At 37.5% G+C, this 14,524-nt stretch carries 18 protein-coding genes; 12 read left to right on the top strand and 6 right to left on the bottom strand.

Annotated features, from left to right (window positions below):
• A partial coding sequence (locus tag HF974_10595; GenBank protein MBC2698755.1) for a hypothetical protein occupies window positions 1–174 on the bottom strand: 174 nt, incomplete at its 3' end.
• A 139-nt stretch (window positions 175–313) separates the two neighbouring features.
• Here HF974_10595 and HF974_10590 point away from each other — a divergent pair.
• The 4 genes from HF974_10590 (at window position 314) to HF974_10575 (ending at window position 5,172) form a co-directional block, all read left to right on the top strand.
• Window positions 314–604: a hypothetical protein gene (locus HF974_10590; GenBank protein MBC2698754.1), complete on the top strand. Its 291-nt coding sequence runs from the start codon at window positions 314–316 to the stop codon at window positions 602–604.
• Between the two features lie 37 nt (window positions 605–641).
• Window positions 642–1,373 (top strand): hypothetical protein, encoded by a 732-nt coding sequence (locus HF974_10585; GenBank protein ID MBC2698753.1) that lies wholly within the window; start codon window positions 642–644, stop codon window positions 1,371–1,373.
• A 105-nt stretch (window positions 1,374–1,478) separates the two neighbouring features.
• Window positions 1,479–4,532 (top strand): hypothetical protein, encoded by a 3,054-nt coding sequence (locus tag HF974_10580; GenBank protein MBC2698752.1) that lies wholly within the window; start codon window positions 1,479–1,481, stop codon window positions 4,530–4,532.
• Between the two features lie 10 nt (window positions 4,533–4,542).
• Window positions 4,543–5,172 (top strand): hypothetical protein, encoded by a 630-nt coding sequence (locus tag HF974_10575; protein MBC2698751.1) that lies wholly within the window; start codon window positions 4,543–4,545, stop codon window positions 5,170–5,172.
• 671 nt (window positions 5,173–5,843) lie between these two features.
• Here HF974_10575 and HF974_10570 read toward each other — a convergent pair.
• The 5 genes from HF974_10570 to HF974_10550 form a co-directional block, all read right to left on the bottom strand.
• Window positions 5,844–6,731: a PhzF family phenazine biosynthesis protein gene (locus tag HF974_10570; protein MBC2698750.1), complete on the bottom strand. Its 888-nt coding sequence runs from the start codon at window positions 6,729–6,731 to the stop codon at window positions 5,844–5,846.
• A gap of 135 nt (window positions 6,732–6,866) precedes the next feature.
• Entirely contained in the window at window positions 6,867–7,355 is a 489-nt protein-coding gene (gene tsaA, locus HF974_10565) for a tRNA (N6-threonylcarbamoyladenosine(37)-N6)-methyltransferase TrmO (protein ID MBC2698749.1), read from the bottom strand.
• Between the two features lie 259 nt (window positions 7,356–7,614).
• Complete coding sequence (locus HF974_10560) at window positions 7,615–8,253, bottom strand: class I SAM-dependent methyltransferase (GenBank protein MBC2698748.1); 639 nt, start codon at window positions 8,251–8,253, stop codon at window positions 7,615–7,617.
• 141 nt (window positions 8,254–8,394) lie between these two features.
• Window positions 8,395–9,138, bottom strand: a complete 744-nt coding sequence (locus HF974_10555) for a CPBP family intramembrane metalloprotease (protein MBC2698747.1) — start codon at window positions 9,136–9,138, stop codon at window positions 8,395–8,397.
• Window positions 9,139–9,500: 362 nt separating this feature from the next.
• Window positions 9,501–9,662 carry a hypothetical protein gene (locus tag HF974_10550; protein ID MBC2698746.1) on the bottom strand — a complete coding sequence of 54 codons (162 nt, stop codon included), beginning with the start codon at window positions 9,660–9,662 and terminating at the stop codon, window positions 9,501–9,503.
• A gap of 301 nt (window positions 9,663–9,963) precedes the next feature.
• Between HF974_10550 and HF974_10545 the strand changes: the two genes are divergently transcribed.
• From HF974_10545 to HF974_10510, 8 genes are all read left to right on the top strand, one after another.
• Window positions 9,964–10,158 carry a hypothetical protein gene (locus tag HF974_10545; GenBank protein MBC2698745.1) on the top strand — a complete coding sequence of 65 codons (195 nt, stop codon included), beginning with the start codon at window positions 9,964–9,966 and terminating at the stop codon, window positions 10,156–10,158.
• A gap of 209 nt (window positions 10,159–10,367) precedes the next feature.
• Window positions 10,368–10,865, top strand: coding sequence for a Holliday junction resolvase (locus tag HF974_10540; GenBank protein MBC2698744.1), 498 nt, complete (start codon window positions 10,368–10,370; stop codon window positions 10,863–10,865).
• Window positions 10,866–11,688: 823 nt separating this feature from the next.
• Window positions 11,689–12,075: a DUF2178 domain-containing protein gene (locus HF974_10535; protein MBC2698743.1), complete on the top strand. Its 387-nt coding sequence runs from the start codon at window positions 11,689–11,691 to the stop codon at window positions 12,073–12,075.
• Window positions 12,076–12,093: 18 nt separating this feature from the next.
• A complete protein-coding gene (locus HF974_10530) occupies window positions 12,094–12,516 on the top strand; it encodes a DUF2178 domain-containing protein (protein ID MBC2698742.1) in 423 nt (140 codons plus the stop codon).
• Entirely contained in the window at window positions 12,513–12,911 is a 399-nt protein-coding gene (locus HF974_10525) for a hypothetical protein (protein ID MBC2698741.1), read from the top strand. The genes HF974_10530 and HF974_10525 overlap by 4 nt, the downstream gene beginning before the upstream one ends.
• A complete protein-coding gene (locus tag HF974_10520) occupies window positions 12,908–13,315 on the top strand; it encodes a hypothetical protein (protein ID MBC2698740.1) in 408 nt (135 codons plus the stop codon). Before HF974_10525 ends, HF974_10520 begins: the two co-directional genes overlap by 4 nt.
• A 1-nt stretch (window position 13,316) precedes the next feature.
• Window positions 13,317–13,511, top strand: coding sequence for a helix-turn-helix transcriptional regulator (locus HF974_10515; GenBank protein ID MBC2698739.1), 195 nt, complete (start codon window positions 13,317–13,319; stop codon window positions 13,509–13,511).
• A 108-nt stretch (window positions 13,512–13,619) separates the two neighbouring features.
• Complete coding sequence (locus HF974_10510; GenBank protein MBC2698738.1) at window positions 13,620–14,522, top strand: ATP-binding cassette domain-containing protein; 903 nt, start codon at window positions 13,620–13,622, stop codon at window positions 14,520–14,522.
• The last annotated feature ends 2 nt before the right edge of the window (window positions 14,523–14,524 follow it).

Below are 14,524 nucleotides of genomic sequence, written 5' to 3'. Positions count from 1 at the left end.
ATCATCAAACAAGATCCAACCAAGGATCAATCCGATGATAACGCCGATGATAATGGCAATTATTGAAATAATCGCATCAATGATAAATTCGAGTGTTTTTTTAATGATCAAATAGGTCCAGTATATAATATCGGCTACCAGATCCTCTAACGTGTAATTTTCTATTGAGGCCATTTACCCACCTTTTCGTTGATTTTTTTATTCTACGCCACCCATCATTCACATATTAGTACAGTAAAGTATATATCTTTTGCCATGGTACTGTGGCACTATGGCGCCATGGTACCGTGGCACAATAAATTGGAGGGATACGATGCCAGAGAAAGAGCTTGTACCAGTTGAACTGCAAGACGGCAGTATAGTGGAATGCAAAAAGGTTAAGAAATTCGGCTACCGCATACCGAAATATAAACCCGGCTACCTTGAGGCCCTGGAGAATGACGAGGATGTTGAGATGCCGGTATCGTGTGCGTCTACGCCTACCCGTTTTCACAACAGGGAGAATGCCATACGGTATGCACGAAAGACGAAAGACGGGAATGTGGTGTTCCTAAGCCCTACTGAAGTGGATAAAAAGAAGACCGAAGACTGGCTTGCAGATTGAATATTGAGTGAAAATGAAAAAATCAGGGTGGTAAATGATGGTAACAATGGAATTGAATGAAAAAATGTACTATGCCTGCGGGTTGTGCAGTACGGATTCAAAGGTACAGTGGCACAGGCCTGGGACTAAGATATGGTATGAGCATAAGGAATATATTGACCTTGATGAGACCAATTCTGACAGGCCGAAGTATTTCTGGTGTACTTTTCACAGGTGTCCGCATGATTTTAAGCGAGGGTGCCTGAAGTACAGGGCGCAGATAACCTTTAACGGAAAGGGCGGGAGTAATAATAATCCGACAAAACAGTTATCTCATGAAGACGTGCTGCCGCAGATCAGGGAATATGTGGGTGAGAATTCTGATGCTGTGGACTGGATAAAGGTGGTAAATACAAGTAGTCTTCCGTGGCCGTGTACCCAGAAAAACCGGTTGTTAATGCCTGATTTGATCTACTGCAAGCCCGACAGGTCAATGAAGTTCGGGCATTCTATTACGAATGTGATCGAGTTTGAGAGTGAGACATCTGCTGCCTCTATTGCCAATAAGGTTGAGAGGTTCAATGAGTCCTCAAAGCGGATGATAGAGGATGGGGCGCAGAGTGGGGGTGTGCTGCCGAGGATTATATTTTTGTATGACAGGCAGACCAGGGTTTCGCTGGAGGAGGTCAAGGGGGTTGTAAAGGGTGTGGGTACAGAGTATCTTGATGGGGTTGTTGTGGAGTATTATGATGAGGGAAGGGAGTGGTTTGGGCGGTGGTTCAGGGGGTAGATAAATGCAATCTTGAGAAATAGAAACACAAATTACACTATTTCAAAAACAACGAAAGTATAAACACTAGTATTAAATAATTTAAGAATTATGTAATTAAACGATATGGTAGTGAAGGTCTTTTGCATTGAGGAATTCGAAAATGAGCATGAATGGAATCAATTTAAAGAACTATATGATGTCATTTATGAAAAATATGCTAACACAGATGAAAATATATACATTCTTTCAAATTTTCGTCTAGCAAAAGTTCAAATTGATGTTTTAATTTTAACTGAAAAGGGAATAGCTATTATTGATTTAAAATCATACAAAGGAAAGGTAATTGGAAATGAAAATGGGAACTGGGTAGTTATAAAAAACGAGGAGGAAATATCATTACCTAAGAATTTATTTGGACAATTAAAAGAGCAAAAATTCGATTTATTGGAAAAATTAAATCAAATTCGAATAGTAAATTTTGAGCATATTGAAGAAGAAAAGCTTGGTCGAATTAAATGTTGGGGCTATTTTGAAAAGGGGAGCAATTACAACATCACACAAATTGGTGAGCGTGCACGTACATGGTTTGATGTTGTTACCGCTGACTATCTTATTGATAAAATGAAACGGATTAATGCCCGTTATAAGTTAAGAATGAAAGATATGGATGCTATTGTCAAGGGATTGAATTTAAAAGAGTATCAAATCGGAAAAAAATCTCCAGTTAAAAGTGCATTTGAATCAAATTATGAAAAAGAATTAAGTGTTTTCATTCAACCTAATAACTGGGATGAAATTTTAAGAAAAATTTCTGAATCAAATATTATTACTATTGTGGGTGAACCAAGAGTTGGAAAATCAACTAGCATCATAAATGTTGCAAATAAATTAAAAAATGACGGATATAAAATTCAAGATGATAAGAAATCTTTAATAGAACTTTTCAATTCAAGAGATGATAAAAAAAGCAAGTTATTCTTTAAATTAATAAACGATAGAAATGTTTTCATAATTGATGATGTTTTTGGAGCTATTGAATATGAACCTGCTCTTGTGAATAAATGGGTTCCTTTGATAATTAAAATTCTAAAATATCCAGATGTTAATTCAAAATTTATATTTTCTTCTCGGACTGATATATTTGATAAATTCCAAAGATCAAACAATGAATTAAGCTATGAAGGACTGAAAGATGAGTTCAATGAATGCATTGTGAAATTGAATTTTTCAAATTATGATAGAGGGTTACTAAAGGGAATTTTAAGTGAAAACTTAGAATATATCCAATTAAACGAAGATAAAAAGTTTATTGTTATTGATAATACTGAAAAGATTATAAACGAACTTGTATTGCCTGGTGAGATTTGGCACTTTCTTGAAAATGCAAAATATGATGAATTTCAAGAAGATAGTATAAACAAATCAATTGTTAAGGCTAAAAGACAAGTGATTTTTATCAAAGAAGAAATCAAGTATTTAGATGAATATGAGAAATTGTTTTTGCACATATTATACATTAATCAAGATTTTGAAGTTGATGACTTGGAAGAGATTTATTCACATTGTTTACCTTTAGGGGCAAGCAACCTACATTATTTCGAAAAGTGTGTGGACAAATTTAGACATCGGTTTATTAGAATCAAAATTGAAAAGGGTTTTTACATTAAACTAAATAATGATGATACTTTTGAATTTACTGAAGAGAAAGAAAAATTAGAATTCATTCATCCTATATATATTGAAGCCATTGGAAAATTAATTGAGGCGGATGGAGACGAACGGAGTGTTCTTGAAAAAATTGTAGAAAAGTTATTTCAATCAACTCGAATTTCAAGTATTAAAAACTGGGAATTTGATAGCATTACTGGCAGCAATAAATATAATCATCTTAGGTATAATTTATTTGGTTTGATTTTAAAACATTATGATTTTTTTAATCAATGTACCAAAGATTTGGTGATTGAAATTTTGCTTAGTTTATCATTTGATATACCTGAAATAGATATTTATAGTCCTAAATTGGAAGTAGATTTTGATTATAGTTCCTGGGTAGCGGATAATTCAAGTGTTAGTTTTGTTTCAAAATTATTCTATATGTACGATAAATTAGATATTTATATGAAAGAATATGTAAACAGATTATTTAAAAATCCTAATTCATGCAAGGTAATTGCTTACTGTTTTGCATACAGTCTTAATGCTGAAACCGTTCAAAGATTTCAAGACAAATTAAAAGAACTTTCTATTTCTGACGACGAGGTACAATTTCTCGTTGCTAAATGTATAATAAAAAAATATGAATATCTTAACAAAATTAATAGAAAATTATTATGTGGAATTGAAATTAATATTCCACTGATTAAATGTCTAATATATAATTATGAAAAATTATCCACATATCTTAAAAAAATACTTATGCAACAAATTGAAGTTGCAGATGACAGCGAGTTAATTGAAACTGGGGTATGTTTCTTAATTAATTATAGTTTCCTCCCACCCGAAATTAAAATGAAATATGATTTTATGTTTAATTTGAATGATAAAATCATTAATTTTCAAGTTGGAAAAGCTTTTGACTCATGGTTTGCTGCTACTTTTTCAGAAGTAAATTATGATCCTAAATACAAAATTGTCGATAACAAGGTTTTGGATCTATATTGCAAATGGCTCACAAATGAAAAATCATACTATCCTTACAAAGAATTAGTAGGGTTTTATTATGGGTTTGATTTGATTGGGTACTTAGAAAGTTCAATTTTAGATTTTGATAGAATGAATTTAAAAGTACCTAAATGGACTGAATCTTCATTTTCAAATTTAAAAGATGCTATTGAAAAAAACTTGATTATTTTTTTAGATTCATTCCCACCAGAAGAATCAAAAGCATATCTCTATAGTACAGGTTTTATGTTTTATTCATGGAGTGAGAATAAAGAATTAATTGAAAAAATTAGTGATATTGTATATGAGAAAAAGGAAATTATTCAATTGTTTTTAGAAACTTGTTTATTTCATTTTCATGATGTGCAAACTAAAAAATACCCCCTTAAAATTAAGGACTCACAAATCAAAATCCTTGAAGAGCTTTCAATTCATAATTCGTTGGAGATTAAAAATAAAGCTAAAGAAAGTTTGGATTATATTGATAAACTTATTGATTGTGGGGTATACAAATAGGTGATTGAATTTGGAGTATACTGAATATGTTGTTGAAAATACAATTGTAGCCCTGATCAATAAATTCATTGAAAATCCGTTGTATTTTAACAACGAAAAATTACTACATTACAAATTTCATGATTTTCTTTGTAATAAAACACAATTTAACATTAGGTGGGAATATCCCACAAGGGAATTCTATACTAAAAAGGATGGAATTCCCAAAGTTGACAGAACATCTAAATATAATGGCAAATTTGATATTGCGCTTATCGATGAACTTGAAGAATCGATATCGTTTGCTTTTGAATTCAAACTTGATGTTGACAATGGGGAAAAAAAAATTGACACAGATTTTTTTAGCAAACATACCAGAAACGATTATGAGAAAATTACTAATCCAAAAAACCAGGTGATGAATGGTTACATGATATATTTTATTTGGAGTATAATTGAAAGTAGGGCCACTAAACCGTTACTAGAACGCAAAATTAAGCATCATAAGAAAAATTTAGACATATTATGGGCCTACTTTGAAGCTTGTAAAATTAACGGAAATTTGAAAATGGCTTTAGTCGAGTGCAATAATATTGAAGGGAAAAAAAATTCTCGAATTAGGACGCATCCAAATGGTTGGATAAATGTGGAACTAAAATGAATTACTAAACTCCCAAATGACCGATAGTTTCCTTCTATTGTCGTAATTTTCATCACTCACGAATCTCCCACCTTGCTTAATATGTTTATGTATTCTTTAACAAGAGTCTGCCCCATGCCCCTCCTTTGAAGCACTTGAACAACTGCCCGGCCCTGGTGCTGCGGACCGAATGTGTGCGGCGGCCACGGGTGTTTGTGGGTGCTGCCGGCGGTGGGCATGGCTGTTGAAATATATAATTTATGAAATACTGCACCGCAAAGAACGCAAAGTTAAGGTTACAACGTCTTTGCGAACTTTGCGCTCTTTGCGGTGAAACACTTAACGGCAGCCGTCAATCAGCGTGTATCTGCGTCCATCTACGGTTCACATTGAATTGCTGTCCAGCCCACCCCACAAAAACACACCAGCCACACAGCCAACCCGACCTCCGCATACGTCGTGATAGATTCATGAAGCCCCAGCCTTTCCACCCCTGACTGAAGTCGACTGCATCCGCAAGATAGAGGTCGTGTACTTGAGTGAGCGCGAGAAGATGTGGGGTGGGTAAGTGTGTGTTCACCGAAGGCAATATGGATTTCTACTAACGATTTGCGTGTAGCTGAAATCGCCGAATGTGATTTGAGTAAGGCCCCCAGCCTGAACCAGATGCACACTGTTTGCTGAAGTGCTCTCTAAATAAATTCTCCTTTGGCAATCATTTCAACCTTTCCACCGACAGATACATCTATTTTCTCTCCTTTGTCTTTTGCTCTTAAGTAAAGCAGCGAAGACCTTCCTATTTCGTAACCCTGTTCAACTCGAATGTCGATTTGATCATTTCCAAAATAACGGTATTTCACTAAATACCCGGCTAAGCAACCATTTGCACTTCCCGTAGCTGGGTCCTCCGGCACTCCGTAGTAGTCAGCAAAAACCCGTATATTCAAGTCATTTTCCTTATCATAAGTCTGGGGACAAAAGATAAGCATCGCTTTGGCTTGCGTATCTTTAATCAACTCGAAGTATTTATCTCTAATTACCTTAGCCTGCTTCAAGGTATCCAAAGTCTTTAATGGAATTATAATGAAAGGTAATCCCGTAGAAACCTCTTGAATAGGGAATCTATCGTCCATCTCTCTTTTATTGAGGCTCAAAACCTGCGAAATTTGCTCAGGCTCAAAAACTCGACCAAAAGTCGCGGCCATTTGCTTCATCCATAAAATATCTATTTGTTCACTGCTGTAATTGAGCGTAACAGGAATCTGCCCGATCTTCAGGTTCAGGATTATTGTCTCAACAGGCTCTCTGATAATCTCGTGTTGTATAACATAAGCGGTTCCCAGTGTCGGATGACCGGCAAACGGCACCTCTTCCTTTGGCGTGAAAATACGGACATCATATCCGCCATTGCACTTCTGATCAGACAAAATAAAAGTTGTTTCTGAAAAGTTCATTTCTTTAGCGATTTGTTGCATCTCAATATCAGAAAGAGCTTTTGCATCTCTGACAACTGCGAGTTGGTTACCTGCATATTTTTCCTCAGCAAACACATCCACTATGTAAAAGGGGCATTTTCTCATTGTGCTTTCCTCCATCAGGCATTTCAGCTAACGTTTCGGGCGTATCTGAAGTCCATCTACCAAGCTGGATTTACGCAAAGAGGAGCGGGGCCAGATACGCTCAGTTATATACAATTGCATTCATCTGCATTTTGTCTAATAATCGTGGGGAATACCTTTAATATGTAAATGGAGATGTTCATGGTCATCCATTTCTTCGATCCAACCATTATTAGCATCGGATTTTGCATCCAGGTCTTTTATGTATGGCTTGATATCAAGCACAGGGGTCCCATCGAACGCATCCAGGCCCGATGTAAAAATCTCGTTATTTATGATGTGTTTTATCTGAACAATGCTAAGCCCTATCTGATTTGGGCGAACAGGGGACCTGCTTGCAAACACGCCTACCTTTACACCACCAGCCCATGGAGGAGATACAATCATTGACTGCTCTTGCTTTACACGATCTATATGGTAAATAACATAGATGTAACTAAATTTGGCAAGTTTATAGAGTCCATCGGTATATTGTGGCTCAACTACTATACGGAAATCCCCATCGTCCTCTTTCACTGGCTGATACGGTGCATTATCAGTATATGGAGTTCGAATAACTCCGATCTGCTTTGGCTCAAAGTTCATGATTCTTTCTGTTTGTTTATTTTTATTTGACATTTTATGTATCTCCTGTGTTTTGAATATCTCTCCCGGTCTTGAGACACTATGTTCTTCCATCTTCTTATTTGCTAATTCAATATGTCTATTCGCTTCTTTTAAAATTCTAATAGTCTATTTTAATTCGTGAGCAGCCTCTGTAAGCCCCATATTCTCTATTTTCCTGAGCCACTTCCCCTTATCCTGAATATGTTGATTATTATTACTACGATTCCTATTTTCATGTTTATACCTCCTTTTTCTGTGCCGTGATTACAACAAAGCCTCCTTCTCCGTGACCTTCTTTAACAGGTTCAATAGCAGTTATTTTTTTGGGGTTTTTGAAGATTGTCTGACAGGTTTTGATATGTTCAGACTCAAAATTTTTAAGCCAATCCAAAACTTGTCTGGTAGAATAAAAGTTGGCATGACTATAGAATTTACTCTCATTCTTCTTTGATTCATACAGTTTGCCAAGAAAACTCTCCTTGTCAATGATACCTATAATGATATATCCTCCCGGTTTAAGAACTCTTCTTGCTTCCCTGAGTGCTTGAATAGGGTCTTGCACAAAACATATTGTTACCACTATCAATACAAAGTCAAAAGAAGAATCATCAAAAGGAAGTTTTTCCGCTTTTGCTTTATAGACCTCTATCCCACGTTTTTGTGCTATATCTGCCATTGCTTTTGCTGGCTCCACTCCAATCCTGATACCAAGAGGAACTGCAAATCTTCCCGTACCCACTCCAACCTCTAAACCCTTACTATTTTTTGGAACGCACTTCTTTAAGGCTTGAACTTCGGACTCATAGGCAAATCTATTTACATCAAACCACTCATCATATTCTTGAGCATACTTTTCAAAGATTTCAATGCTATTAATAAGTCTTCACCTTTATCAAGCATAGCCGAAATGGCTTATAACGTTTCGCAAGTACCTGAAGTTGGCGACCAACTGGAACCAATTTTTGCGTAGCGAAGGGGAGCCAGATACTCGCTGTTATGCGACCGTTACTTGGCGTTTCTATATATTATTTTTTGTTGGTCGGCTCTTGACCCACAGCCAAATTATTATTCCCAGAATGAGCACTGTTAGATACAAGGTACGTATCTCAGGATATAAAACAGGTGTAACCTCCTCCGACTGAATGAGAACATCATAAGTAGCACCAACTCCCAAAAAGAAGGGATATAGTAAAAGGACACTGTTACCTATTCGATAGACAACAGCAAATATCAACCCTACAACAAACAGTTTGCCAAACTCTGGCTGAAATCCCACATGATGCAAGGAGTAAAATACGGCACAGAGAACAACTCCGGGAACAATGCCGAACGCTCGTTCAAACATGGTCCTTAGAAAACCGTAAAAGAACACCATCTCAAAGATCACAGCTAACATAACGAAGGCACTTACCCCCAAAATTGGCGTGTCCAAACGAAAATCATCAGGAGGGGGAACATCTGACAAGAACAGCAAGAGGAGGAGTATCCCAAGAACAAGATTGATTGGAAGAAAGAGATACCACTTCTTAAAGCTAAAGCCAAAGCTAATAAAGTCATTGCCATGTTGTCGGATGTATAGCAGGGGAAAGAGAATTCCCAAGGATATTTGCCCAATATCACGAATGATGATGCTTATCCATGGGATACTCTCAGTGGCTCCCAGTGCTATTGATAAGCCAATCATAACAATACCAGCGATAACGGTGACCAGAGTCTCCTGAGACGGTTGCCACCGAAAGAGTTTTGAAATAACGTTTTTCATTATAATCCCCTCCTTGAATCAATTTTCAATGCGAATTGGATCACAAACTGCTACCCAACCTGTAATTATGCAGAAATAATTAGCCAGGCAATGTCGCACAACGTTGTATATCCGAACCGACTTCGCATATCACGCATATTTGGTGTTATACCCAAACATGGTCCATCTACATCCATCCGGACTAACTTCAATCATCACCTACACTCTTCATCATTCTCCTGTATTAAGCTATCCAACCCACCCCACAAAAACACACCAGCCACACAACCAACCCGACCTCCACGTACGTCGTGATAGATTCATGAAGTCACTCGTACACCACGCACAATATACCGACCCCGTACATACCCCACACTCACACCCTACTTACCCAGCCCCAGCACATCAGCCATACCGTACACCCCGGCCCCCACTCCATCACCCACTATGCAGCCCTCACAGCCCCGCCAGCAAACGCCTGCTTGGTGCCGTACTTTGATACACTCACCATAGCCAAAGAGCATCACCGTATGATCCCCGACCACATCGCCGCCACTGATAGCATGAATGCCGATTTCATCTCCCCGATCTCACACTCTCCCACCGCAGCCCGTCAGGGCGGCAGTGTGGCAGCCAGCCTTGTGGATTCAAGCGAGTTTCGAGTACATGGTGGAGGAACGCACCGCCATCTACGTGGTTGTTGCCCGGGGTTTTGGTTCAGTGTTCAGCGCAGCCTGTCCCGTATGGAGTTGGGGGGAGCTATGCATGGACGGCGCGCAGGTCACACATTTGTATTTGTTGAACATGGCCTGAAGTATTTAACAGTTGAAAACAAAATTAAGTCGTATGGAAACTAATGTTGAATCGAACAGGGTCTGGCTCTACAAAGACGAATATGATGACATGCTTGAATACATCGATCGATTGACAGAAATTATAAACGTTCTTTCCGATAGAAGTATTATAACAGCGGTCAAACAAGCTCTTAGCAGGATCAACTCCGGCGAGTATCTCACAAAAGAAAATATGGTGTTTGATTGATGCATACTTTGTTAAAAAATCAAAATTATATCTTAATAACTATACTCCGCAGCTCTGCTGTGCTTGGGTGTGCCGTCGCAACATTTGACTTTCGGAGACGAAAAACTCACTTCGCTTTGCTTCGTGCCACACTGCGCTCTCGCGTTGTTTAGGGCATTTAACAAGGGATAAAAAAATAACTTGATAAGGATATAGGATGAGGTGATGCTATGATTGAGTGGATTTTTGTAATATTGTTGGTGATATTCTTAATTATTTTGTTTTGGAAATACGCAGAGCAAAAAGGTGAAATTGAAAACCGTGGGCGTGAACTCTTTGAAGGGTGGAGATCCACAGAATTAGAAACTCAAGCGAAAGAAAAAGCAGAGTTATTATTTCGAGATTGGATGCAGCAAGAAGAGAAAAGGATTCGAGAAGATGCCATTAAGAGGAGCGAAGCAGTTGTAACCGGCAAAGTGACGGAGCATTTAATACCTTTTTTCAAAGATTTTAAATATAATCCAAAAAATGTAAGATTTTTAGGAACCCCAGTGGATCTTGTTATTTTTGACGGGTTGAGTGAAGGTGAAGTTAAGAATATAGTTTTCGTTGAAGTAAAAACGGGAAAAACAGCAAACTTATCAACTAGAGAAAGACAAGTCAGAAATTGTGTTCAAAATAAAAATGTGATTTGGGAGATAATTCATCATAAAGGTAATGAAGATTGAGTTAAAGTAGATGATAACATCGTTCTGCTCGACTCTGCACCTCTTCGGAGCTTGCCCCTTACCTTACACCCAGGGTTTTACATACCTGCAAAACGTTAAATGAAATGCGTCTTCAATTACCCGCCGCTTCGGCATCTGCACTTTCCCTGCCACCGCAGCCCGTCAGGGCGGCAGGGTGGCAGCCAGCCTTGTGGATTCGTGCGAGTTTCGAACCGCAGATTAACGCGGATGAACGCAGATATTGCAGCTAAAATTTAATTATACATGGATATCAACCATATAATAAAAATTAAAACTCATACTAACCGCTATCTACGTTCATCTGTGTTCATCTGTGGTTAATAATGAAATAGGAATAATTCCAGCCTGCTTCATTTCTGCACATGCGCTGAGCGTGGGTTGGGAGTGATGTGTGCTGGCGGTGGCCTCGGTTGTTTGTTGGTGCTGCCGGTGGTGGGCATGGCTGTTAAAATATAAAATTTATGAAATACTGCACAGCAAAGGACGCAAAGTTAAGGTTACAATGTCTTTGCGAACTTTGCGCTCTTTGCGGTGAAACACTTAACGTCAGCCGTCAATTTGCGTGTATCTGCGTACCTCTGCAGTTCACATTGAATTGCTGTCCAGCCCCCACTACATTCTCACAACCTCTCGCCGCCCGCCATCATACCCGTAGCAGCGTGCCCCTACTTGCCCAGCTCATCAGCCATATCATAATGTTTTTTATATGATATATTTCTAACAAAAACGATTAATTTAAATAGTTTGATGTTAGATATAGTTAACATATTATTAAAATAACGAGCATAAGGAGATTAACAGAATGGAGAAATATAAAATAACACACTTGACATTGACTACGTTTTTTGGAATTGTTGCAATTGTCCTATACTCTTACGGCGATATGGTTTTGGGAAATATGATGGCTTGTGTTTCAATTGGACTATTCATAAGTTATATCATACGAAGAGTAATATTCAAAAATGAATTGAAAAAAGACGAGATGGTTAAAAGAATTTCAGGACAGTCATCAGATATTGCATTCTATCTATCGATCATATCAATTGGATTATTGACAATAGTGTTACATTTTCTTCCAACACTTTTTGATGCATTTGAAGTATTAGCAATTATTCTAACTGTGATATTAGTATCAAAGTTTTCACTTCAGTTATATTATTCAAAAGTGAAATGCGAAATTGGTTTCTAACTAAAAAGGTAATCTGGAATGAAAATTAAAAACAATACACAAATTTTGTTGAATTTGTGCATCCTTGTCCTGGGACTTGCGCTAGCAACAGGTGGGATAATTAGAATATTCCAAAACATCTCCGAAGTAGATCCGGAATCAGTCCTCCAGGTAATCTTCCCTGTTCTTATCGGGCTGGGCGTCGCCATGTCTTCCTTTTTCAGGATAATAAAACCAAGAACAGGAGTTGTGGGAGATGAACGGACTAAAAGAGGTGTTGAAAAAGCGGGACTATACGCATTTTTAATACTTTCGGGATTATTGATTGCTTCTGCTTCAGTTGCTGGCATCTTACAGCTAAACATAAACTTCAGCTTAGCAGTATTTGTACTTTTATATATTGGAATATTTTCATGGGGCATTTTGACATATTATTTTGATAAGCTTAGCAGTCTGGAATGAAATTCAGGACAGATAAATACATTTTGAGACCCATGTCAATGAGTATAGGGATGGTAATTGCTGGCATACTTTTGAGTTTTCTTATGCCGTCTTTGTTTTTTGTAGGATTTTGCCTAATTATAGCTGGCACAATATTGAGTGTTACGGGTGTTTATGTAGCAACAAAACCAGTAGAATATTTTATGCCTGATGAGAGGACTAACAAAAATACGGACAGGTCAGGCCATCATGCGTTTTGGATAATGGCAAGTGTTGTTATTATCCTTGGTCTGATTGACAGATTTACTTCAGTATCTATTGAATATAAGCATGCAGGTACTTTGATTATCTTTATAGGTATCTTTTCACTTTATTTTCTTCAATGGTTTTATAACAAAAAAGGTGAGGTTGAATGAAATTCAGAACAGACAAGGATATAACAAAATTTATTGGAATCAGCCTGTGCACTATTCTGGCTGGAATTATTATTATCTTGTTTATCGAACCTGTTAGTGTTTTCGGATTTATTCTAATTTTAGGTGGATTGATTGGACTTGTAATTGGTTTGAGCGTAGCTACGAAACCCAAATGCGATTTAATAGAAGATGAAAGGTCTGTGAAAGTCAGGGAAAAAGCCGGATATTCTGCGTTTATTGCAATGCTGTTGATTGCAACAATAATCGTGCTTCTCAGAATGCTGAAATTATCTCCATCATTAACCCCTTCGATAGAATTAACTGATGGAGTCCGGAATATATGGATTATCGGAGTATGGATTTTCATTACCTTCAGGTGGTACTACAATAAGACAGGTGAGTAAGCTGAGAACAAGAATGAAAGAACTAAGGGCAAAGTATGATCTGACCCAGGAAGAACTTGCCAATAAAGTAGGTGTAAGAAGAGAAACCATTGTGTTTTTAGAAAGAGGAAAGTATAATCCCTCATTAAAACTTGCATATGATGTAGCTAAAGTTTTGGAATCAAAAATCGAAGAGGTTTTTATTTTCGAGGATTAAGTTTTATTTCACAGTTTACTGGTTGGTGAATATAAATCTAATTATAATTTTATTTGCGCAAACCTTTTATTTAAAAAACACATCTATAATGTAAATGGACTGACCTCAATGATAATATTAGAACTCGAAAACGTATCAAAATCATACAGTAATAAAAAGATTATTGACAATATATCTTTTTCAGTAGATCAAGGAGAAATATTCGGACTTCTCGGTCCCAATGGCGCAGGTAAGACTACAACCCTTCGAATGATGCTTGACATTATAAAACCTGAATCAGGAAATATCAAGGTATTCGGGAAAGATCTTGATCCAAATTCGAAAGACAGGATCGGCTATTTACCAGAAGAGCGCGGTCTTTATAAAAAGTCCAAGGTCATTGAACTTCTGGTTTACCTGGCCCAACTTAAAGGAATGACAAAAACCCGGGCAATGGAAAATACTGTTAATCTACTGCAATCAGTAGAAATGCTGGAGCATAAGGACAAAAAGATCGAAGAGCTCTCCAAAGGAATGCAGCAAAAGATACAGTTCATTGCCACTATTATTCATGGTCCTGACCTTATAGTCGTAGATGAACCATTTTCCGGTCTTGATCCTGTAAATACCCAGATCATCAAGAACATTCTTCTCGAACAAAAAAAAAGTGGTAAGACGATCATACTCTCCACCCACATGATGGAACAGGCAGAAGCCATGTGCGATCGCATACTTATGATCAATAACGGCATGGTCGTCCTTAATGGTAAGGTCGGGGATATCAAAAATGAACACCGCAATAATTCCATTTTCCTGGAATTTGAGGGGAACCTAAGCTCACTTGAAGGACTCGACCAGGTTGAAAATATCATCCGGCATGGGACTTATATTGAGATATTCTTAAAAGATGGACATGATGTCCAGTCCCTTATTGAAGATATTGTAACAAGGGTCAGGATCCTGCGCCTTGAACAATCGACCCCGTCCTTGAACGAGATCTTCATTAAAATTGTCAAGGGGGTATCCAGTTGAAT

Source organism: ANME-2 cluster archaeon (assembly GCA_014237145.1).
Taxonomy (GTDB): domain Archaea; phylum Halobacteriota; class Methanosarcinia; order Methanosarcinales; family Methanocomedenaceae; genus Methanocomedens_A.
The sequence above is the reverse complement of the archived record's forward strand: the minus strand, read 5'-3'. Positions and strand labels throughout refer to the sequence as shown.

Bases quoted from the DNA above. Each gene is read 5' to 3' on its own strand.
- tsaA (MBC2698749.1), bottom strand. From the start codon at position 7,355: ATGAACTTTGAGCCAAAGCAGATCGGAGTTATTCGAACTCCATATACT.
- HF974_10540 (MBC2698744.1), top strand. From the start codon at position 10,368: ATGATTGAGTGGATTTTTGTAATATTGTTGGTGATATTCTTAATTATT.
- HF974_10590 (MBC2698754.1), top strand. From the start codon at position 314: ATGCCAGAGAAAGAGCTTGTACCAGTTGAACTGCAAGACGGCAGTATA.
- HF974_10555 (MBC2698747.1), bottom strand. From the start codon at position 9,138: ATGAAAAACGTTATTTCAAAACTCTTTCGGTGGCAACCGTCTCAGGAG.
- HF974_10530 (MBC2698742.1), top strand. From the start codon at position 12,094: ATGAAAATTAAAAACAATACACAAATTTTGTTGAATTTGTGCATCCTT.
- HF974_10570 (MBC2698750.1), bottom strand. From the start codon at position 6,731: ATGAGAAAATGCCCCTTTTACATAGTGGATGTGTTTGCTGAGGAAAAA.
- HF974_10585 (MBC2698753.1), top strand. From the start codon at position 642: ATGGTAACAATGGAATTGAATGAAAAAATGTACTATGCCTGCGGGTTG.
- HF974_10535 (MBC2698743.1), top strand. From the start codon at position 11,689: ATGGAGAAATATAAAATAACACACTTGACATTGACTACGTTTTTTGGA.
- HF974_10510 (MBC2698738.1), top strand. From the start codon at position 13,620: ATGATAATATTAGAACTCGAAAACGTATCAAAATCATACAGTAATAAA.
- HF974_10525 (MBC2698741.1), top strand. From the start codon at position 12,513: ATGAAATTCAGGACAGATAAATACATTTTGAGACCCATGTCAATGAGT.
- HF974_10520 (MBC2698740.1), top strand. From the start codon at position 12,908: ATGAAATTCAGAACAGACAAGGATATAACAAAATTTATTGGAATCAGC.
- HF974_10545 (MBC2698745.1), top strand. From the start codon at position 9,964: ATGGAAACTAATGTTGAATCGAACAGGGTCTGGCTCTACAAAGACGAA.
- HF974_10580 (MBC2698752.1), top strand. From the start codon at position 1,479: ATGGTAGTGAAGGTCTTTTGCATTGAGGAATTCGAAAATGAGCATGAA.